The sequence below is a fragment of the Pseudomonas sp. Sample_9 genome (genome assembly GCF_004307535.1).
Lineage (GTDB): Bacteria > Pseudomonadota > Gammaproteobacteria > Pseudomonadales > Pseudomonadaceae > Aquipseudomonas > Aquipseudomonas mercuritolerans.
The window spans coordinates 17,018-38,915 of sequence record NZ_RAZO01000390.1; the positions used below are offsets into that span (position 1 = coordinate 17,018).

15 protein-coding genes are annotated in these 21,898 nt (G+C 60.7%); 10 read left to right on the forward strand and 5 right to left on the reverse strand.

Annotated elements, in window-relative coordinates:
- The first annotated feature begins 148 nt into the window (after positions 1 to 148).
- Positions 149 to 988, forward strand: a complete 840-nt coding sequence (rlmJ, locus tag D6877_RS22545; protein ID WP_130912157.1) for a 23S rRNA (adenine(2030)-N(6))-methyltransferase RlmJ — start codon at positions 149 to 151, stop codon at positions 986 to 988.
- A 102-nt stretch (positions 989 to 1,090) separates the two neighbouring features.
- Here the strand turns inward: rlmJ and msrA are convergent, their stop codons facing one another.
- The 5 genes from msrA to aceE form a co-directional block, all read right to left on the reverse strand.
- Positions 1,091 to 1,756 carry a peptide-methionine (S)-S-oxide reductase MsrA gene (gene msrA / locus D6877_RS22550; RefSeq protein ID WP_130912158.1) on the reverse strand — a complete coding sequence of 222 codons (666 nt, stop codon included), beginning with the start codon at positions 1,754 to 1,756 and terminating at the stop codon, positions 1,091 to 1,093.
- A 195-nt stretch (positions 1,757 to 1,951) separates the two neighbouring features.
- Positions 1,952 to 4,648: a GGDEF and EAL domain-containing protein gene (locus D6877_RS22555; protein ID WP_130912159.1), complete on the reverse strand. Its 2,697-nt coding sequence runs from the start codon at positions 4,646 to 4,648 to the stop codon at positions 1,952 to 1,954.
- Positions 4,649 to 4,902: 254 nt separating this feature from the next.
- Entirely contained in the window at positions 4,903 to 6,300 is a 1,398-nt protein-coding gene (locus tag D6877_RS22560) for an alkaline phosphatase D family protein (RefSeq protein WP_130912160.1), read from the reverse strand.
- 278 nt (positions 6,301 to 6,578) lie between these two features.
- Positions 6,579 to 8,534 (reverse strand): dihydrolipoyllysine-residue acetyltransferase, encoded by a 1,956-nt coding sequence (aceF, locus tag D6877_RS22565; protein WP_130912161.1) that lies wholly within the window; start codon positions 8,532 to 8,534, stop codon positions 6,579 to 6,581.
- 11 nt (positions 8,535 to 8,545) lie between these two features.
- A complete protein-coding gene (aceE, locus tag D6877_RS22570) occupies positions 8,546 to 11,191 on the reverse strand; it encodes a pyruvate dehydrogenase (acetyl-transferring), homodimeric type (protein ID WP_130912162.1) in 2,646 nt (881 codons plus the stop codon).
- Positions 11,192 to 11,453: 262 nt separating this feature from the next.
- Here aceE and D6877_RS30190 point away from each other — a divergent pair, with 262 nt between their 5' ends.
- The 9 genes from D6877_RS30190 (at position 11,454) to D6877_RS22615 (ending at position 21,805) form a co-directional block, all read left to right on the forward strand.
- Positions 11,454 to 11,579: a hypothetical protein gene (locus tag D6877_RS30190; protein ID WP_256584330.1), complete on the forward strand. Its 126-nt coding sequence runs from the start codon at positions 11,454 to 11,456 to the stop codon at positions 11,577 to 11,579.
- Positions 11,576 to 14,515 (forward strand): bifunctional [glutamate--ammonia ligase]-adenylyl-L-tyrosine phosphorylase/[glutamate--ammonia-ligase] adenylyltransferase, encoded by a 2,940-nt coding sequence (glnE, locus tag D6877_RS22575; protein WP_130912163.1) that lies wholly within the window; start codon positions 11,576 to 11,578, stop codon positions 14,513 to 14,515. Before D6877_RS30190 ends, glnE begins: the two co-directional genes overlap by 4 nt.
- Positions 14,516 to 14,846: 331 nt before the next feature.
- A complete protein-coding gene (gene waaF / locus D6877_RS22585) occupies positions 14,847 to 15,881 on the forward strand; it encodes a lipopolysaccharide heptosyltransferase II (RefSeq protein ID WP_130912164.1) in 1,035 nt (344 codons plus the stop codon).
- 1 nt (position 15,882) lies between these two features.
- The gene (gene rfaC, locus D6877_RS22590; protein ID WP_130912165.1) at positions 15,883 to 16,944 is read left to right on the forward strand and encodes a lipopolysaccharide heptosyltransferase RfaC; all 1,062 of its coding nucleotides are present in this window, start codon (positions 15,883 to 15,885) and stop codon (positions 16,942 to 16,944) included.
- Positions 16,944 to 18,065: a glycosyltransferase family 4 protein gene (locus tag D6877_RS22595; protein ID WP_130912166.1), complete on the forward strand. Its 1,122-nt coding sequence runs from the start codon at positions 16,944 to 16,946 to the stop codon at positions 18,063 to 18,065. The genes rfaC and D6877_RS22595 overlap by 1 nt, the downstream gene beginning before the upstream one ends.
- On the forward strand, positions 18,065 to 18,871 hold the full coding sequence (gene rfaP, locus D6877_RS22600; protein WP_130912167.1) for a lipopolysaccharide core heptose(I) kinase RfaP: 807 nt from the start codon (positions 18,065 to 18,067) through the stop codon (positions 18,869 to 18,871). Before D6877_RS22595 ends, rfaP begins: the two co-directional genes overlap by 1 nt.
- Positions 18,871 to 19,605, forward strand: coding sequence for a lipopolysaccharide kinase InaA family protein (locus D6877_RS22605; RefSeq protein WP_122881208.1), 735 nt, complete (start codon positions 18,871 to 18,873; stop codon positions 19,603 to 19,605). The genes rfaP and D6877_RS22605 overlap by 1 nt, the downstream gene beginning before the upstream one ends.
- A complete protein-coding gene (locus tag D6877_RS22610) occupies positions 19,602 to 20,354 on the forward strand; it encodes a lipopolysaccharide kinase InaA family protein (RefSeq protein ID WP_130912168.1) in 753 nt (250 codons plus the stop codon). Before D6877_RS22605 ends, D6877_RS22610 begins: the two co-directional genes overlap by 4 nt.
- Complete coding sequence (locus tag D6877_RS22615) at positions 20,354 to 21,805, forward strand: lipopolysaccharide kinase InaA family protein (RefSeq protein WP_130912169.1); 1,452 nt, start codon at positions 20,354 to 20,356, stop codon at positions 21,803 to 21,805. Before D6877_RS22610 ends, D6877_RS22615 begins: the two co-directional genes overlap by 1 nt.
- Positions 21,806 to 21,898 lie beyond the last annotated feature (93 nt).

The window sequence follows — 21,898 nt, forward strand, 5'->3', positions numbered from 1 at the left end:
CAGAGGATCGCAGCCTCCGGCAGAGTGAGCGCCTATCCCGTGGAGCTGCCAAAGGCTGCGATCTTTTGATGTTGAGGCCCACTCGGCTGCGAACCCCTGACTTGCCGCCCGGTAAAAGGTAAACTTTGCGCCCTTCGCAGGAGCAGCCATGAATTATCGTCACGCCTTCCATGCCGGCAATCACGCCGATGTGTTCAAACACCTGACCTTGACACGCCTCATCGCTCTGATGTCGCGCAAGGAGCAGCCGTTTGCCTATCTCGACACGCACGCCGGCATCGGTCTGTATGACTTGCAGGGCGATCAGGCCAATCGCACCGGCGAGTACCTGGAAGGCATTGCGCGGTTGTGGGATCAGCCGGACCTGCCGGCGCTGACTGCCGACTATATGAAGGTGCTGCACGAGATGAACCCGGATGGCCAGTTGCGCTATTACCCGGGTTCGCCGGAGCTGGCGCGGCGCCTGACGCGGCCGCAGGATCGGGTGATGCTCAACGAGAAGCACCCGGAAGACGGTGTGTTGCTCAAGGACAACATGGCCGGCGATCGTCGAGTGAAAGTCCATCTGGGCGAGGGCTGGCATGTGGCGCGGGCGATGTTGCCGGTGCAGGAAAAGCGCGCGGTGATGCTGATCGATCCGCCGTTCGAGCAACTCGACGAGATGCAGCGTTGCGCGGCGTCGATGAAAGAAGCCATCGGCCGCATGCGCCAGACCGTCGCGGCGATCTGGTATCCGGTCAAGGATCAGCGTGCATTGCGGCGTTTCTATCAGGACCTGGCGGGCACGGGTGCGCCGAAGTTGCTGCGTGTGGAGTTGCTCGTGCATCCACTGGACACGCCGAACAGCCTGAACGGTTCGGGCATGGCGATTGCCAATCCGCCGTGGGGGCTGGAGGAAGAATTGCGTGAGTTGCTGCCGTGGCTGTCCAAGAAATTGGGCCAGACCCAGGGTGGCTGGCAGATGGATTGGCTGATTGCCGAGAGCTGATCAATAGCAAGATCAAAAAATCGCAGCCTTCGGCAGCTCCTACAGTTGAAATGCGTTTCCCTGTAGGAGCTGCCGAAGGCTGCGATCTTTTGCTTTTAAGGGTCAGTTACCCGCGAGGCTTGGTGGCATACACACGCCGGTGCCGCCAATCCCGCAGTAACCTTCAGGGTTCTTCGCCAGATACTGCTGGTGATACGCCTCGGCAAAGTACACGGTTGGGGCCTGGTCGATCTCGGTGCTGATTTCACCCAGACCGGCCTTGGCCAGTTCCGCCTGATACACGTCTTTGCTTTTTAGCGCTGCATCCAGTTGCTCCGGGGTGGTCGCATAGATCACCGAGCGGTACTGACTGCCGATGTCGTTGCCCTGACGCATGCCCTGAGTCGGGTTGTGCAGTTCCCAGAACATCGCCAGCAGTTCTTCGTAGCTGACTTTGGCCTTGTCATACACCACCAATACCACTTCGGCGTGGCCGGTCAGGCCCGAGCAGACTTCTTCGTACGTCGGGTTCGGCGTGAAGCCACCGGCATAACCGACCACGGTGCTGACCACGCCTTCGCGCTGCCAGAAGCGTCGTTCCGCGCCCCAGAAGCAACCGAGACCGAAGATCGCAAAATCGACGTCCTGAAAGAATGGACCGAGCAGCGGAGTGTCTTCGAAGACGAAGTGTTTTTCCGGCAGGGTCATCGGGGTTTCGCGGCCGGGCAGGGCTTGTTCTTTGGTTGGAAGCACGTTTTTGTTCACCAGAATTTCCGAGCGCAGAACCATGAGCGTTCCTCTCAGTCAGGTTGGAGGTAAAAAGTCAGACCGCCAGTGTGCCGAATGATGCCGGAATTCGCACTATCAAAACTGTGGGAGCGAGCCTGCTCGCGAAAGCGGTGTGTCAGGCGACGAAGATGTCGACGGTTTTATCGCCTTCGCGAGCAGGCTCGCTCCCACAAGGGATCTTCATAGAGGCAGGCGTTAGAGGCAAAGCGGCCCACGGGGATAGCGCTTGAGCGCTTTGATCAGTTCATCACCCGGAATCGGTCGGTCGAACAGATAACCCTGGCCGACGTCGCAACGATGCCGACGCAGGAACGCCAGTTGCTCGGCGGTTTCGATGCCTTCGGCGACAACTTTGAGTTTCAGGTTGTGGGCCATGGCGATCACGGCGGAGGTGATTTCCATGTCGTCCTGGTTGTCGGGGATTTCATGGATGAAGCTGCGATCGATCTTGATGATGTCGATCGGGAATTTCTTCAAATAACTCAGCGATGAATACCCGGTGCCGAAGTCATCCATGGCTAGCGTCAACCCGAGGCGCTTGAGCTGGTCGAGTTGCAAGTGCGTGTCTTCGGTGGCTTCCAGCAGCAGGCCTTCGGTCAGCTCCAGTTCGAGCAGACTGGCCGGCAGCGCTTCTTCCTTGAGGATGTTGGCGATCGAGGCGACCAGATCCGGATCGGAGAACTGTTTCGGTGACAGATTGATTGCCACCTGCAGATTGCCCAGGCCGGCAGCGGTCAGGGATTTGCTCATGCGACACGCCTGACGGGCGATCCACTTGCCGATCGGAATGATCAGGCCGGTTTCCTCGGCGACGCTGATGAACTGGTCCGGGCGAATCATGCCGCGCTCCGGGTGGTTCCAGCGCAACAGCGCTTCCATCCCCAGCAGGCGACCGCTGCGCAGGCACAGTTTCGGCTGGTAGAACACGTCCAGCTCGTTCTGGGTCAGGGCGCGGCGCAGGTTGTTCTCGACGAACAGTTTGTAACTGGCTTCGGCGTTCAGCGCTTCAGTGAATACCTGCAACTGGTGTTTACCGTTGGCCTTGGCCTTGTGCAGTGCCAGACCGGCGTTGCGCATCAGGGTTTGCGGATCGCGCCCGTGCAGCGGCGCGCAGGCCAGGCCCACGGAGCCGGTCACGCTGATCAACTGGTTGTCGACGAACATCGGCTTGTCGAGGGTCATCAGCAACTGACTGGCAATCTGCTGCCCGGCCTCAAGATCGGTGTCGTCGAGCAACACGGCGAATTCGTTACTGGCAAAACGCGCCAGACTGCCACTCGGGCTGAGGCTGTTGCGCAGGCGCCGGGCGAGGCTGATCAACAGTTTGTCGCCGGTCTGGTGGCCGAGGCTGTCGTTGATCCGCTTGAAGTTGTCGATGTCCACCAGCAACAGGCTGATCGGCGTATCGCTGTCGCGGGCGAAACGCTCGTCGAGATTGCGGATAAATGCCGGACGATTGCCGAGGTTGGTCAGGTTGTCGGTGTAGGCCAGGCGCTCGATACGTTGCTGCGCGAGTTTGGTCTGGGTGATGTCTTCGTAGATGCCGATGTAATGCGTCAGCTCTCGGTTGTCGCCGTAGACCTTGGAGATCGACAGCTGGCCCCAGTACGGTTCGAGATTCTTGCGGCGGCTTTTGAATTCGCCCTGCCAGCTGTTGCTCTGGGCCAGCGCCGAGGGCGCGTCGAACAGCAGTTCGCTGAGGTTTTCCAGCGCCGGCAATTCCGACAGGCGCTGACCGTGGACTTCTTCGGTGGTGTACTGGGTGATAGCGGTGAAGCTCGGGTTGACGTACTCGACCACGCCGTCGCAGTTAACCAGCAAAAAGGCGTTGGCGCTCTGCTCGACCGCGCGTTGAAACAGGTGCAGGGCGCTGGTGGCGGTGCGCCGGTTGTGATTGTTGATCACCTGCGCGAACTGGTCGGCCAGTTCGCCGGCAAAGGCGATTTCGTCGGACTGCCAGGCGCGAGTGACGCCGGTCTGTTCCAGGCACAACACGCCGACCACCTGGCCGTCGACGCGGATGCTGGCGTCGAGCATGGCATTGACGTCACGCGGACGCATCGCCTCGGCCATCTCGCGGGTGCGCGGGTCATGCATGGCATTGTTTGCGTCGATGGCGCGGCTGCTGTGCAGCGCTTCCATGTAGTCGGGGAAGCCGCTGATATCGATCGGCTCCGGCAGGATGTATTCCTGGGTCGCACGATGGTAGGCGGAGATCGGCAGCAAGCGCTGACCGTCGAGGTTCCACAGGCTGGCGCAGTCGATTTCGTAGATATCGCAGGCGCAGCGGGTGATCAGTTCGGCGGCTTCCTGCAGCGAGTTGTGCGTGCTGTAGCGCTGGCGGGCGAGCAACAGAATCAGATCCTGCTGGGCGCGCACGCGCTCCAGATGCTGCAGTTGTTCCTGTTGGGCACGCTGGTTCAGCTCAAGGGCGATTTGCAGGCGCGAGTTCTGGGTTTCCAGATCCACCGAAGGCAGCGCCTGGGCTTGGTCGAACACCTCGTCGACGGCCAGCAGGTAGCCGCGCAGCAAATGCCGGTTGTGCTGTTTGTAGGCTTCACCCAATTCGAGGATATTCAACGCGCCGGCGGCGGTGTGCAGGGTGTAGCGCACCACGTAATGCGCGCTTTTGCTTAGTTGCTGCTGGATTGCGTCATGCAGTTGATAGCGCGCTTCCGGCTCCATCAGGCTGGCGTAGGGCGAGCCGACCAGCGCGCAGAGCTCGACGGCGGGCTGGCCGAACTGGCGTTCACAGTTTGGGTCGAGGAACAACATCGCCCAACTGGCTTCATTCAAGCGCTCGAAACGCAGCATGCCGAGCCGCGAGGGCACAGGCAACTGCGTCACTACCTCGGCCGCCGTACGGCTGGCGGCATCGGGTTGGCTCTTCATGAATGGAACTCGCTTGGAAATATGCTGAATGCGCCGGGCTCTCGCCCTCTTGTCTGTTGGCTGCGGCAAGGTTGCATCATTGCGGCACCGACTGACAAGAGAGATGAAGGCCAAGTGCTATAAGAATATGTCGGCTGCAGTGAACATTTCTCCAGTGCACAACTGAAATGAGCAGAAGATCGCAGCCTTGAACAACTCTTGCAGGCGCCACGTAGCCATGTAGGAGCTGCCGAAGGCTGCGATCTTTGGGTGTTTCAACGCAATTTCATACTGATCGACTGCAGCTGCTTGCCATCGCGGTCATGGTAATTGACCAATATCTGATCAGCCTCAACGACCACATGAGCAAAATTGTCCTGACTCACTACGGCACTGGTCAGCTCGTGCCGATAATCCCCGGCCGCCGTGCGCACCAGCGGTTGATTGAGGATGAATGTCGAGGCTCTGGCATACGGCAGCAATTTGCTGTTGTGCAGCGGCGAGGACACGATGGTGTGCACTTCGAATCCGGCGTCCTCGCTGTGAGACAGGCGACTGGTCAGAGAACCATGAACGTCGCCGGAAACGAACACCACGTTCTTGATCCGATGGGTGCGAATGGTTTCCAGCAGGCGCAGGCGCTGTTCGGGAAAGGCTTTCCAGGCATCGTCACCGTTGAACTTGCGATCGGGATAGAACATCACGCTGGTCACCACGAACTTCACCCGTGCCGGGCTGTGGATCAGCCAGTCAAGCAACGCCTGTTCCTGCTCAGCGTCGAGAATGCGCCGGTCATCCTTCGACAGGTTGCGCCGGGTGCGACTGTCGGTGACGAACCAGGCGATATCGCTGTCGCCGAACTGATACCAGTAATGCTTCAAGGTATTCCGGTCTAGCTGGCCCTTGCCATTACATGCGTAAACCGGGCTGTGGCTGGCTTGATAAAGTTCATAAGCGGCCATGGCATTGCGATACAAGTCCTTGTCTGCTGCTTTGGCATTGGCGGGCCAGTTATCTTCGATTTCATGATCGTCGAGCATCATGTAAGTCGATGTATTGGACATCAGTCTTTGAATATTCGGTTGCGAGAATGCCGTTCGGTACTTTTTCAGAATGTCCTTGGCTGCGCGATCCGGTGCAATGATATTCAAGTCATCTACATAAACTTGATCGCCGGTCATGATCACCGCACTGACCGGTAAATGACTTTGCTCGACGAGCTGATTGATCGAGCCAAAGATGCGGTCGCCCAGCTGCGGCAAGGAGGCGATGCCAGCGGTGATCCGCAGATAACGGCAAGAACCGACAATAAAGCCTCGAGGCTGCCTCGCTTGCGCAGTGCGGGTGCGAAAGCGATAGAGCTGCCGTGGCCATTGCAGTGGAAACTCCACCACGGTGTCGACGGTGTGCACTGGATTCATCGGGCTTAACCAGCCAGCCTGGTATTCATATTCACAATCGGCATCCAGATCCTGTAATACGAGCACACCCGACATATCATTGGCTGGATTCAAAAGTGCAAATACGCTGTTCGACCATTTCTCCGCACCGCTTTTACGGGCGCGGACTCCGGCAAATACACGTTTTCTGTCCTGCTGTTCACCGCGAATGAAAATTCGCACTTCGTTAGTTGTGGTGTGGCCCACAATGGGGCCTATGGTCGGTTTGAACATGATCGATTCCGTTCGAAAGTCAGAGAAGTAAGAGTTAAATAATCGGAGCGCGTTGAAGCAACTTTCCAGAGCAGAGGTTAGTTGCCGAGCGGCGGAAAATATTGGCGCTAAGTGGACAGGGTTTGTGGCCGATGTCAGCGATAGTTGTGGGAAAAAGACGCCCGCCGATTTCATTCAGGCAAAAAAAAGCCCCGCCAGACTGGCGGGGTTGAGGTACGAGCGTGTGGCGCTCGAAAGGGTGCAGCAAGCGGCCCCCCGTTGCCGGAGGGCCGTTTGAGTTACAGCAGGATGGTGCGGATGTCGCCCAACAGACTGCCCAGACGCTGAGTGAAGCGTGCAGCTGCAGCGCCGTTGATCACACGGTGATCATAGGACAGCGACAGTGGCAGCATCAGCTTCGGCTGGAAGGCTTTGCCGTCCCAGACTGGCTGGATGGTTGCCTTGGACACACCGAGGATCGCCACTTCCGGCGCGTTGACGATCGGCGTGAAGCCGGTGCCGCCAATGTGGCCGAGGCTGGAAATGGTGAAGCAGGCGCCCTGCATCTCGTCCGAGGACAGCTTCTTGGTGCGGGCTTTTTCAGCCAGCGAAGCCGCTTCGGCTGCCAGTTGCAGCAGGCTCTTCTGATCGACGTTCTTGATCACCGGCACCAGCAGGCCATCCGGAGTGTCGACGGCGAAGCCGATGTTCACGTATTTCTTGCGGATGATCGCCTTGCCGCTTGGTGCCAGCGAACTGTTGAAGTCCGGCAGCTCCTTGAGCAGGTGCGCGCAGGTCTTGAGCAGCAGCGGCAGGATGGTCAGCTTGACGCCAGCCTTCTCGGCCACGGCTTTCTGCGCAACACGGAAGGTTTCCAGCTCGGTGATGTCCGCCGAGTCGAATTGCGTCACGTGTGGCACGTTCAGCCAGCTGCGGTGCAGGTTGGCAGCGCCGACCTGCATCAGGCGGGTCATCGGCACTTCTTCGATTTCGCCGAAACGGCTGAAATCGACCACCGGGATCGGCGGGATGCCCGCGCCACCGGTAGCGCCGCCAGCAGCGGCCGGTGCTTCCTTGGCCTTCTGCATCATCGCCTTGACGTAAACCTGCACGTCTTCCTTGAGGATGCGACCGTGCGGACCGCTGGCGCCAACGGCGCTCAGCTCGACGCCGAACTCACGAGCCAGTTGACGCACGGCAGGGCCAGCATGCACTTTCGCGCCCGGCTTGGCCGGTGCGGCGGCTGGAGCGGCAGCAGGTGCAGCGGCAGCCGGAGCAGCAGCGGCAGGTGCCGGAGCGCTCGGTGCAGCAGCCGCAGCCGGGGCAGCAGCAGGTGCCGCGCCTTTGACTTTCAGCTTGAGGATCAGGTCGCCGGTACCGACTTCGTCATCCAGCTTGATCGAAACGCTTTCGACCACGCCAGCGGCAGGCGATGGAATTTCCATGCTCGCCTTGTCGGATTCCAGAGTGATCAGCGACTGGTCGGCTTCGACCGTGTCGCCCGCCTTGACCAGCACTTCGATGATCTTGGCTTTGCCAGCCGAACCGATGTCCGGGACATGGATGTCCTGAACAGTGTCAGCGGCCGGTGCCACCGGAGCCGCCGCCGGGGCTGGCGCAGCGGCAACAGCAGGCGCAGCAGCCTGAGCCGGAGCGGCAGCAGCAGGGGCCGCAGCACCCGCCACTTCCAGATCCAGAATCAGGTCGCCAGTGCCGACTTCGTCGTTGAGCTTGACGCTGATGGCCTTGACCACGCCAGCGGCAGGCGACGGGATTTCCATGCTGGCCTTGTCGGATTCCAGGGTGATCAGCGATTGATCAGCTTCGACGCTGTCGCCGACCTTGACCTGAATCTCGATGATCTGCGCCTTGCCCGACGAACCGATGTCCGGCACGTGCACTTGCTGTACCGAGGCAGCAGCAGGAGCAGCGGCAGGAGCGGCAGCAGCAGGGGCGGCAGCCGGTTTCTCCTCGGCTTTCGCAGCAGGTGCGGCGGCAGGTGCAGGGGCCGCTTCAGCGGCGCCCTCGACTTCCAGCTCAAGCAGTTCGTCGCCTTCTTTCAGACGGTCGCCCAGCTTTACTTTCAGGCTCTTGATGACGCCGGCTTTCGGGGCCGGCACTTCCATGCTGGCCTTGTCCGATTCCAGGGTCAGGATGCTCTGGTCGGCTTCGATGCGGTCGCCGACCTTCACAAACAGTTCAATTACTTCACCTTCACCGCTGCCGATGTCAGGTACGCGAATGAGTTCGCTCACAAAATGTCTCCTCAGCAGTCCAGTGGGTTGCGTTTTTCCGGGTCGATGCCGAACTTGGCGATGGCTTCGGCCACAACCTTAGGTTCGATATCACCACGGTCAGCCAGTGCTTCCAGGGCTGCCAACACCACGAAATGACGGTCGACTTCGAAGAAATGACGCAGTTTCTTGCGGCTGTCGCTGCGGCCGAAACCGTCGGTGCCCAGGACTTTGAATTCCTTGGACGGTACCCACTGACGGATCTGCTCGGCGAACAGCTTCATGTAGTCGGTAGAAGCAATGACCGGACCTTTACGGCCGTTCAGGCACTCTTCGACGTAGCTCAGCTTAGGCTTCTGGCCAGGCTTGAGACGGTTGCTGCGCTCTACAGCGAGGCCGTCGCGACGCAGTTCGTTGAAGCTGGTAACGCTCCACACGTCAGCGCCGATGTTGAACTCTTCACGCAGGATCTTCGCCGCTTCACGCACTTCGCGCAGGATGGTGCCGGAGCCCATCAGCTGAACGTGGTGCGCCGCATCGCGAGTGTCTTCCTCAAGCAGGTACATGCCTTTCTTGATGCCTTCTTCGGCACCGGCCGGCATGGCTGGCTGCTGGTACGACTCGTTCATCACGGTGATGTAGTAGAAGATGTCCTGTTGCTCTTCGGTCATCTTCTTCATGCCGTCCTGAATGATCACCGCCAGCTCGTAGCCGTAGGTCGGATCGTAGGTGCGGCAGTTCGGGATAGTCGCGGCCAGCAAGTGGCTGTGACCGTCTTCGTGCTGCAGACCTTCACCGTTCAGGGTGGTACGGCCAGCGGTGCCCCCGATCAGGAAGCCACGGGTACGGCTGTCGCCGGCAGCCCAGGCCAGATCGCCGATGCGCTGGAAGCCGAACATCGAGTAGAAGATGTAGAACGGCAGCATCGGCTGGTTGTGGCTGGAGTACGAAGTACCGGCAGCGATGAACGAGCTCATGGCGCCTGCTTCGTTGATGCCTTCCTCAAGGATCTGACCTTTCTGGTCTTCCTTGTAGAACATCACCTGGTCTTTATCGACTGGCTCGTAGAGTTGGCCGACGGAGGAGTAGATACCCAGCTGACGGAACATGCCTTCCATACCGAAGGTACGGGCTTCGTCCGGGATGATCGGAACGATGCGCGGGCCGATTTCCTTGTCCTTGACCAGTTGCGCGAGGATCCGCACGAAAGCCATGGTGGTGGAAATTTCACGGTCGCCCGAGCCATCGAGGATGGCTTTGAGGGTGTCCAGATCCGGGGTCGGTACGCTGAAGCTCTGCGCACGGCGCTGCGGCACGAAACCGCCCAGTGCGGCACGGCGCTCGGCGAGGTAGCGGGCTTCGGCGCTGTTTGGCTCTGGCTTGAAGAACGGCAGATGCTCCAGTTCTTCGTCCTTGACCGGGATGTCGAAGCGGTCGCGGAACAGCTTCAGGCTGTCGACGTCGACCTTCTTGGTGTTGTGCGCGGTGTTCTTCGCTTCGCCGGCACCGGTGCCATAACCCTTGATGGTCTTGGCGAGGATGACGGTCGGTTGTTCCTTGTGGTTGACCGCTTCGTGGTACGCCGCGTAGACCTTGTACGGGTCGTGGCCGCCACGGTTGAGTTTCCAGATCTCGTCGTCGGACAGATCGGCAACCATCGCCTTGAGTTCAGGCGTGTTGAAGAAGTGCTCGCGAACGAACGCGCCGTCTTTGGCTTTGTAGTTCTGGTACTCGCCGTCGATGACTTCGTCCATGCGACGTTGCAGGATGCCGTCGACATCCTTGGCCAGCAGCGGGTCCCAGAAACGGCCCCAGATGACTTTGGTCACGTTCCACTGAGCGCCGCGGAACACGCCTTCGAGTTCCTGGATGATCTTGCCGTTGCCGCGAACCGGGCCGTCGAGGCGCTGCAGGTTGCAGTTGATGACGAAGATCAGGTTGTCCAGCTTCTCGCGGCCGGCCAGGGAGATCGCGCCCAGGGATTCCGGCTCGTCGCACTCGCCGTCGCCCAGGAAGCACCAGACTTTCTGTTTGCCCGGCTGGATGAAACCGCGGTGTTCCAGGTACTTCATGAAGCGCGCCTGGTAGATCGCCTGGATCGGACCCAGACCCATCGATACGGTCGGGAACTGCCAGAAGTCAGGCATCAGCCAAGGGTGCGGATAGGACGACAGGCCTTGACCATCGACTTCCTGACGGAAGTTGTTCATCTGGTCTTCGGTGATGCGGCCTTCCATGAATGCACGGGCGTAAACGCCTGGCGAGGTGTGGCCCTGGAAGTAGATCAGGTCGCCGCCGTGTTCGTCGGTCGGGGCCTGGAAGAAATAGTTGAAGCCGATGTCATACAGGGTCGCACTGGAAGCGAAGCTGGAGATGTGACCACCCAGGTCCGAATCTCGCAGGTTCGTGCGCATTACCATGGCCATCGCGTTCCAGCGTACCAGCGAGCGAATGCGGCGTTCCATGAACAGGTCGCCAGGCATGCGTGCTTCGTGGGTAACGGGGATCGTGTTGCGGTAAGGCGTGGTGATCGCGTAAGGGAGCTGCGAGCCGCTGCGGGTCGCGAGTTCGCCCATACGGGTCATCAGATAGTGAGCACGGTCTTCGCCTTCTTTGTCGAGAACCGATTCCAGGGCGTCCAGCCATTCCTGGGTTTCGACGGGATCGAGGTCTTGCATGGCTTGCTCCAGGGCGGAAAGGCTTCCAGAATCGGTTGCCTGAGTTTGCGACTGGCCTTGTGGGCAGACGATTTAAAATTCTTGGATTGCCGACAGGTTGTTCCGGCGGCGTGTAGTTTTACTACAAATCTTCCGGCATTTCAGCCTTTCGAATGTATAGACGAGTAGTAAAACTACAGATGAAAGGCTTGTGGCCTCCGACTGCGTTGTGAGAATAATCGTTAAGGCGGGTCGATTTCCATCCGAATAAGGTGAAAGTTTGATGCTGGATGCCAAAGAAGAAGAAATTTCAGCTATTTCTAACTTTTGTTCGACAGTCCTTCACGTAGCGGGTTTTCATCATTCACTACAAGCGGCCCTTATTACGCCGATCAAGGATAGACCATGACCCTGCCCGTGCTTGCCGATCTGCCCGCCATTCTCCTGCCGTTGGTCAGCCGATCCGAGCAGTCGTTCCGTACGTCCGTCGCCGCCCTTGAGGACGATCATGGCTTGTCGAATTGGTCGCCTGAACGCTGGGTGCAGTTCGCCCGCGTTACCGCCGCGAGCGAGTTTGTTATTGAACAGAGCATTCGTGACCCTTTGATGTTGCTGTCGCTGGTGGCGTCCGGCGAACTTGATCGGGCGTTCGCGCCCGGCGAACTGTGCGCACAGATCGCCGCCGCTGTGAACACCGTGCAGAACGAAGACGAGCTCGGCCGTGCCCTGCGCCGCCAGCGTGCTCGGCATCAGGTGCGGATCATCTGGCGCGACCTGACCCGTCAGGCCGATCTGGTGCAGACCTGCCGTGACCTTTCGGACATGGCCGATGCCACCATCGATCAGGCTTATCAATGGCTGTACAGCCGCCATTGCGAGCAATTCGGCACGCCGACCGGGCGGCGCAGCGGTGAGCCGCAGCAGATGGTCATCCTCGGCATGGGCAAGCTCGGCGCGGTCGAGCTGAATCTGTCTTCCGACATCGACCTGATCTTCGCCTACCCCGAGGGCGGCGAAACCGTCGGCGTGAAACGCTCGCTGGATAATCAGGAGTTCTTCATCCGCCTCGGCCAGCGTCTGATCAAGGCGCTAGATCCGATGACCGTCGACGGTTTTGTTTTCCGCGTCGACATGCGCCTGCGTCCATACGGATCGTCCGGCGCGCTGGTGCTGAGCTTCAACGCGCTGGAGCAGTATTACCAGGATCAGGGCCGCGACTGGGAACGCTACGCGATGATCAAGGCGCGGGTGGTGGCTGGCGATCAGGTCGCCGGCGCGCAGTTGCTCGATATGCTGCGGCCGTTCGTTTATCGGCGCTATCTGGACTTCTCGGCGATCGAAGCGCTGCGCACCATGAAGCAGTTGATCCAGCAGGAAGTGCGGCGCAAGGGCATGGCCGACAACATCAAGCTCGGCTCCGGCGGCATCCGCGAAGTCGAATTCATCGCTCAGGCCTTTCAGCTGATCCACGGTGGCCGCGACCTGAGCCTGCAACAGCGTCCTCTATTAAAGGTGCTGAGCACGCTGGAAGGGCAGGGCTATCTGCCGCCGGCGGTGGTCAGCGAATTGCGCGAGGGTTACGAGTTTCTGCGTTACACCGAACATGCCATTCAAGCGATTGCCGACCGCCAGACGCAGATGCTGCCGGACAGCGCCCAGGATCAAGCGCGGATCGCCTTCATGCTGGGCTTCGCCGATTGGTCGGCGTTCCACGAACAGCTGATGTACTGGCGCGGGCGCGTGGCCTGGCATTTCGCCCAGGTGATCGCCGATCCCGACGAAGAAGAGGGCAGCGAAAGCGAAGTGGTAGTCGGTGGTGAGTGGCTGCCGCTGTGGGAGGAAGAACAGGACGAAGAGGCCGCTTGCCGACAGTTGCAGGAGGGCGGTTTCGTCGATGCCGGCAAGGCCCTGAAGGCGCTGGCCGGTTTGCGCGGCAGTCCGCAATTGCGCGCGATGCAGCGGCTGGGGCGCGAGCGTCTCGATGCTTTTATTCCGCGACTGCTTGCGCAAGCGGTGGAGCATGACAATCCCGATCTGGTGCTCGAGCGCGTGCTGCCACTGGTGGAAGCGGTGGCGCGGCGTTCGGCGTATCTGGTGTTGCTCACGGAAAACCCCGGTGCGCTACGCCGCCTGCTGACCTTGTGTGCGGCGAGCCCGTGGATTGCCGAGCAGATCACGCGCTTCCCGCTGCTGCTCGACGAATTGCTCAACGAAGGCCGGCTGTTCAAGCCGCCGCTGGCGCCGGAACTGGCGGCCGAGTTGCGCGAGCGGCTGACACGAATTCCCGAGGACGACCTCGAGCAACAGATGGAAGCCCTGCGCCATTTCAAACTGGCGCACCGCTTGCGCGTCGCCGCGTCGGAAATCGCCGGCAGCCTGCCGTTGATGAAAGTCAGCGATTACCTGACCTGGCTGGCCGAGGCGATTCTCGAACAAGTGCTGGCCCTGGCCTGGCGGCAGACCGTGGCCAAATACGGCACGCCGCTGCGCACCGACGGCACGCTGTGCGATCCCGGCTTCATCATTGTCGGTTATGGCAAAGTCGGCGGCCTGGAATTGGGGCATGGTTCGGATCTGGATCTGGTGTTCATCCACGACGGCGATCCGCAGGCGGAAACCGACGGGCCGAAATCAATCGACGGCGCGCAGTTCTTCACGCGTTTGGGGCAGCGGATCATTCATTTGCTCACGGCGCAGACCAACTCCGGCCAGCTGTATGAAGTGGATATGCGCCTGCGGCCGTCCGGTGCTTCCGGGCTGTTGGTGAGTTCCCTCGGCGCGTTCGCGCGCTATCAGGAAAACGAAGCATGGACCTGGGAGCATCAGGCCTTGGTGCGCGCGCGGGTGCTGGTGGGCAGTCAGGATGTTGGCCAGGCCTTCGAGAAAGTCCGCGCGCAGGTATTGGGCAAACCTAGGGATCTGGCCAAACTGCAACAGGAAGTCAGCGAGATGCGCGCGAAGATGCGCGACAACCTCGGCACCCGCAGCACCGCGGCCGGCACGGCGGCGAATGCGTTCGACGGGGGCGTGCCGTTCGACCTCAAGCAGGACGCCGGAGGTATCGTCGATATTGAATTTATGGTGCAATACGCGGCCCTGGCGTGGTCGCACAGCCATCCGCCGCTGCTGCGCTGGACTGATAACATCCGCATTCTGGAAGAGCTGGAACACGAACGGCTGATGCCCGCCGAAGATGCCAGTCTGTTGCGCGAGGCCTACAAGGCCTACCGCTCCGCCGCCCACCGGCAGGCCTTGCAGAAGGACGCCGGGGTGATACCGGGCGACCAGTTTGCCGACGAACGCCGGCAGGTTTTGCGGATATGGAAAGAGATGGGGCTAAGCTGAAAAAGCGCCATTGAAGACAATGAGATTCAAAAGGTGGGAGCGAGCCTGCTCGCGAAGGCGGAGTGTCAGTCGGCATTTGTTTTGAATGTACTGGCCCATTCGCGAGCAGGCTCGCTCCCACAGTAATCTGCGCTGAAATGCAGATGTTGAAACAGATGCAAAACCCTGTGGGAGCTGGCTTGCCAGCGATAGCGGAGTATCAGACGACAATACTGTTGAATGTGAAGACCCCATCGCGGGCAAGCCCGCTCCCACAGTAGATCTACAGTGTTTGTAGAATTATCGAGGCGGGGAGGCGTAAATGCCTCCCCGGTTCGTTTTTGGAAACCACATGAATATTCTGATCGTTGGGCCCAGTTGGGTCGGTGACATGGTGATGGCGCAGACACTGTTTCAGTGTCTCAAACAGCGCCACCCGCAATGCGCAATCGACGTGCTGGCGCCTGAATGGAGCCGGCCGATCCTCGAACGCATGCCCGAAGTGCGCAAGGCCTTGAGCTTCCCGCTCGGCCACGGCGCGCTGGAACTGTCGACGCGTCGGCGCATCGGCAAGTCCCTGCGCGGTCAGTACGATCAGGCGATCCTGCTGCCCAATTCGCTGAAATCGGCACTGGTGCCGTTTTTCGCCGGCATCCCGAAACGCACCGGTTGGCGCGGCGAGTTTCGCTATGGCCTGCTCAATGACGTGCGTACCCTCGACAAAGAACGCTACCCGCTGATGATCGAGCGTTTCATGGCGCTGGCCTATGAAGCGAACGCCGAGCTGCCGAAGCCGTACCCGCGCCCGAGTCTGCAAATCGACCCGGTGACCCGCGAAGCGGCACTGGCCAAATTCGGCCTGAGCCTTGATCGCCCGGTCCTGGCCCTGTGCCCCGGCGCCGAGTTCGGCGAATCCAAGCGCTGGCCGTCCGAGCACTACGCCAAGGTCGCCGAAGCGCGCATCCGCGAAGGCTGGCAGGTGTGGCTGTTCGGCTCGAAAAACGATCACGCGGTCGGCGAAGACATTCGCGCCCGGCTGATCCCGGGGCTGCGTGAAGAATCGGTCAACCTCAGCGGTGGTACCTCGCTGGCCGAGGCCATTGACCTGCTGTCCTGCGCCGATTCCGTTGTGTCCAATGACTCCGGCCTGATGCACGTCGCTGCTGCATTGAATCGTCCGCTGGTCGCGGTGTACGGCTCGACCTCGCCGGGCTTCACCCCGCCGCTGGCCGAGCAGGTCGAGATCGTGCGCCTGGGCATCGAATGCAGCCCGTGCTTCGATCGAACTTGCCGGTTCGGCCATTACAACTGCCTGCGCCAGCTGATGCCGGACGCGGTCAACGATGCCTTGCAGAAGTTGCAGGGCTCCGTGGTCGAGGTTCATTAACTTGCGGGTATTGCTGATCAAGACTTCATCGCTGGGCGACGTGATTCACGCGTTGCCGGCGCTGACCGACGCCGCGCGGGCGATCCCGGGCATCAAGTTCGACTGGGTGGTGGAAGAGGGTTTCGCCGAGATTCCGAGCTGGCACCCGGCGGTCGATAAAGTGATACCGGTGGCGATCCGCCGCTGGCGCAAGAATCTGTGGCAAACCATCACCAGCGGCGAGTGGAAACGCTTCAAGCAAAGCGTGCGCGCCAATAAATACGATCTGGTGATCGACGCGCAAGGCCTGCTGAAAAGTGCCTGGCTGACCCGCTACGTCAAAGCCCCGGTGGCCGGCCTCGATAAAACCTCCGCGCGCGAGCCGATGGCTGCGCGCTTCTACGATCGTAAACTCGCTGTCGCCCGAGGCCAGCACGCCGTCGAGCGCGTACGCCAGTTATTCGCCATCGCTCTGGGTTACGACTTGCCCAAAGGCCTCGGCGATTACGGCCTCAACGTCGAGCGCCTGGTCGAGTTGCCACGCAAGAACGCCTATGTTGTGTTCCTCCACGGCACCACTTGGGACACCAAGCACTGGCCGGAAATCTACTGGCGCGAGCTGACCGAGCGGGTCGGCTACCTCGGCGTTGGCGTGAAGCTGCCGTGGGGCAACCCGCAGGAAAAGGCCCGCGCCGAACGCATCGCTGCCGGCTTCAAACACGCCGAAGTGCTGCCGAAACTCAATCTGGCCGGCGTCGGCAAAGTCCTCGCCGGCGCGCAAGCCTGCGTGGCAGTGGACACCGGGCTCGGCCATCTGGCCGCTGCGCTGGATGTACCGACGATTTCGTTGTTCGGCCCGACCAACCCGGGCCTCACCGGCGCCTACGGCAAGCTGCAGATTCATCTGGCCAGCGACTTCCCGTGCGCGCCCTGCATGCAGAAAAAATGTACCTATCAACCGACCGAGCAGGATGCCCGTCAGTTTGACCTGAAACGCGAGCAGCCTTTGTGCTTCACGCGTGTGAACCCCGAGCGTGTCGCCAGCCGACTGAGCACGTTGTTAATGGCTGAGGAGCTGCGCTGATGCAATTGGCATTCGTCCTGTACAAATATTTCCCGTTCGGCGGCTTGCAGCGCGATTTCATGCGCATCGCCCTTGAATGCCAGAAGCGCGGCCACCAGATTCGCGTCTACACGCTGATCTGGGAAGGCGACGTGCCGCCTGGTTTCGAAGTGCTGGTGGCGCCGGTCAAGGCGTTCTTCAATCACCGTCGCAACGAAAAACTCAGCGCGTGGATGGCCGCGGATCTGGCCAAGCGTCCCGTCGATCGTCTGATCGGCTTCAACAAGATGCCGGGCCTTGACGTCTATTACGCCGCCGATGGCTGCTTCGAAGACAAGGCGCAGAACCTGCGCAACTCGCTGTATCGCCGCTGGGGTCGCTATCGCCACTTCGCCGAGTACGAGCGCGCGGTGTTCGCCAAGGACGCGAAGACCGAAGTGCTGATGATTTCCGAAGTGCAGCAACCGCTGTTCATCAAGCATTACGACACGCCGCTCGAGCGCTTTCACCTGCTGCCACCGGGCATTGCCCAGGATCGTCGGCGGCCGGCGAATGCCGATGAGATTCGCGCCGGTTTTCGCGCCGAATTCGATCTCAAGGACGACGAGCTGCTGCTGGTGCAGATCGGTTCCGGCTTCAAGACCAAGGGCGTCGATCGCAGCCTCAAGGCACTGGCCGCACTGCCCGCCGAATTGCGCAAACGCACCCGCCTGTTTGTAATCGGCCAGGATGACCCCAAATTGTTCCAGATGCAGAGTGCGACGCTGGGCCTGGGCGACAATGTGACCTTCCTCAAAGGACGCAGCGATATCCCGCGTTTCCTGCTCGGCGCTGACCTGTTGATTCACCCGGCCTACAACGAAAACACCGGCACCGTGCTGCTTGAAGCGCTGGTGGCCGGGTTGCCGGTGCTGGTCAGTGCGGTCTGCGGTTACGCCCATTACATTGCCGAGGCCGATGCCGGGCGCGTGCTGGACGAGCCGTTCGAGCAGGCGCAACTGACCCGATACCTGACCGAGATGTTGAGCAACGACGCTGCACGTGCGGCCTGGAGCCGCAACGGTCTGGCCTTCGCCGAGACGGCCGACCTCTACAGCATGCCGCAGCACGCGGCGGATGTGATTCTGGCGGAGCACGCTTAATGAAGTTGATGCTGGCTGAACCGTTCAAAAGCCTTTGGGCCGGACGCGACCCGTTCGCCGCAGTCGAGGGTTTGCAGGGCGAGGTATACCGCGAGCTGGAAGCGCGCCGGACATTGCGCACGGAAGTCGACGGCCATGGTTTTTTCGTCAAGATTCACCGTGGCATCGGTTGGGGCGAAATCTTCAAGAACCTGCTGACCGCCAAGCTGCCCGTGCTCGGCGCCGGGCAAGAGTGGAAGGCCATCCAGCGTCTGCAGGAAGTCGGCGTGCCGACCATGACCGCCGTCGCCTACGGCGAGAAGGGCAGCAACCCGGCGGATCAGCATTCGTTCATCGTCACCGAAGAACTGGCGCCGACCATCAGCCTTGAAGACTTCAGCATCGATTGGCTCAAACAGCCGCCGGAGCCAACACTCAAGCGCGCATTGATTGCCGAAGTCGCGCGGATGACCGGGATGATGCATCGCGCCGGGGTCAATCACCGCGACTGCTATATCTGCCACTTCCTGCTGCACACCGACAAACCGGTCACGCCGCAGGATTTCAAACTCTCGGTGATCGATCTGCACCGTGCCCAGACCCGCGCGAAAATCACTCAGCGCTGGCGCAACAAGGATCTGGCAGCGCTGTACTTCTCCGCGTTGGACATCGGCCTGACCCGCCGCGACAAGCTGCGTTTCCTCAAAGGCTACTTCCAGCAACCGCTGCGGCAGATTCTGGCAGAAGAGGCGTCGTTGCTGAGCTGGCTGCAAGGCAAGGCCGACAAGCTCTACGCGCGTAAACAGCGTTACGGGGATGCGCTCTGATGGCGGGCTGGACACTTGAACCGCAGTACAGCGACCTCGCCGAAGATTTCGGCAGCCTCGAAGCGGTGTTTGCGTTGCAGGGCGAGCGCCTGACCCGCGACCCGCTGTCGGAGGTCGTTCGCGTGCAGCGCGACGGCGTCAATTACTACGTCAAACGCTACGTTGGCGCCGGTAAGGGCCTGCGCCGTTACCTCGGCAAGCCGCGGGTAAAAATGGAATGGCAGAACCTCAAGCGCTTCGCCAAGTGGGGCATCCCCACTGCCGAGGTGGTGGCCTGGGGGCTGGAGCGGCGGGGCGCGGCCTACGATCGGGGTGCGATGATCACCCGTGAGCTGCCCAATACCGAAGACCTTTCGGCACTGGCCGAGCGCAAGGATCCCAGGCTCAAGGATCGCGCCTGGGTCGACGGTGTCAGCCAGCAATTGGCCGGTTACACCCGGACCATGCACGACCATCGGTTTACGCATAACGATTTGAAATGGCGCAACCTGTTGATCGACGATCAGGCGCGCATCTTCCTCATCGACTGCCCCAACGGCGAATTCTGGCGCGGCTTCTGGCTCAAGTACCGGATCACCAAGGATCTGGCCTGTCTCGACAAACTGGCCAAATATCACCTGTCCAACACCCAGCGCCTGCGCTTCTACAAGCAATATCGCCAGTGTGATCGGCTCGATGTCGCCGACAAGAAACGGATTCGCCACGTGGTGAGATTTTTTGAGGGGCGCGAATGACTGATTTTCTTGCCGAACAGGACCGCGCACTGCTGGAGCGCCACGGTCTCGGCAATTTCGACGCACTGTGGGCCAAACAGCTTGAAGCTGTGGATGAGCCCAACACTGCCGGTGGCGGCTGGAGCAGCGTGTTCCGCCTGGATCTTGAAGGCCAGGGCTATTACCTCAAGCGCCAGAGCAATTACCTGACGCGGACCTTGCAGGCGCCGTTTGGCGAACCGAGCTTTGCGCGCGAATTTCGCAACATCAGCCGTTACCGCAAGTTGGGCATTCCGGCGTTGCAGGCGGCGTTTTTCGGTGAGCGCAAGGTCGCTGGGGAAGTACGCGCCATTCTGCTTACGCGCGCCCTGGATGGCTGGAGCGACCTGGATTCGTTGCTGGCGCGCTGGGCACAGCTCAGTGCCGCGCAACATTCGGCCATCCTCAGGGCTTGCGGTCTGCTGGCGCGGCGGCTGCACGGCGCGCGTCAGGTGCATGGCTGTTTCTATCCCAAGCATATTTTCCTGCGCGCCACCGGCGACGGCTATGAGGCGCAACTGATCGATCTGGAGAAAACCCGTCCGCTGCTGTTCGGCATGCGTGATCGGGTCAAGGATCTGGAACCGTTGCAACGTCGCGCGCCGCAGTGGAGCGAGGCCGACTTGCGCCAATTGCTCGCGGCTTATCTCGATCAGCCGACTGACAGCTCGCTGCTCGACAGCTGGCTGAGCCGACTGACCGCGCGGCGCAGTCACAAGGAGACTCGTTGATGCAATTGTCCGAGCTGGCCCGCTCCGGGCGCGCACCTTCACTGCCACTGACCGTAACCCTCGCGGACGCCGCCGGTGCGGCGGATCTGCAGTTGCTCAGTCTGCTGCGGGTGTTGCCCGGGCAGCGTTACGTTGGCGCAGGTGTCTGGCGCGGTCGGCCGGTGCTGGCAAAGTTATTGGTCGGCAGCAAGGCCGCCCGGCATTTCCAGCGGGAGCTGGACGGTGTGCGCCTGCTCGCTGCGCAAAACCTGACCACGCCGCTGCTGTTGGCCGATGGACTGAAGGACGGCGAGGGTGGCTGGCTGCTGTTCGAATTTCTTGAGGGCGCCAAAAGTCTCGGTGATGCCTGGGCCGAGGTCGAGTCGCTGCCGGCGCTGGCCGACGAGCAGACCGCCGTACTGGCCGAAGCACTGGATGCTATCGGACGGATGCATGGCAAAGGACTCTGGCAGGAGGATCTGCACCTGGACAATCTGCTGCGCCACGGCGGTCAGCTGTATCTGATCGATGGCGCCGGCGTTCGTGCGGAAACGGCGGGGCAGCCCTTGTCCCGGCAGAAAGTGCTGGAAAACCTCGGCGTGTTTTTCGCCCAGCTACCGAAATCACTCGAGCCGTTCACCGAAGAGCTGCTGGTGTATTACCTGCTGAGCAACAGCGAACATGCGTTGCCGCTGGAGGCGTTGCAAAAACAGATCGACAAGGTGCGCAACTGGCGACTCAGGGATTATCTGAACAAGGTCGGCCGAGACTGCACATTGTTTGCGGTGCAGCGCGGCGCATGTGCCCTGCGCGCGGTTCGCCGTGAAGAAGAAGCGGCCATGCTGCCGGTGCTTGAGCAGGCTGACGCCTTGCTTGATCAGGGGCACCTGTACAAGACCGGCGGCGCGGCCAGCGTTGGCAAAGTCGAGATAGCCGGGCGGGCTCTGGTTATCAAGCGCTACAACATCAAGAATTTCGCCCATTGGCTCAAACGCTTCTGGCGCCCGAGCCGGGCCTGGCATTCCTGGCGTGAAGGCAATCGCCTGGCGTTCCTGGGCATCGCCACGCCGAAACCGCTGGCGGTACTGGAAAAACGCTTTTTGTGGCTGCGCCGCAGTGCCTATCTGGTCACCGAATTCCTGCCCGGGCCGGACATCATCGAGCGCTTTGCGCCGTACGTGGAAAATGGCCAGGCACCGGAAGCCGAGTTGCTGGCGCTTGATCAACTGTTTGCCCGATTGATCGCCGAACGCATCAGTCATGGCGATTTCAAGGGGCATAACCTGTTCTGGCAGGCGGATAGCTGGGCGCTGATCGACCTCGACTCGATGTGTCAGCACTCATCGGTCGGCAGTTTTGCCTCGGCCTACGCCCGCGATCGCGCGCGGTTCATGCGCAACTGGCCTGAAAGTAGCGCGTTGTACCAAGTCATTGATCAGCGGTTGCCGAAGGAAGTCTCCAGCGCAGGGTGAGTTCTTCTCACGAGCAGGCTCGTTCTTGCAATGGGCCTGGTCCACTGCGAAACGGAGTCTGTGGGCAGTAACGGACAAAATACAGCGATCTGT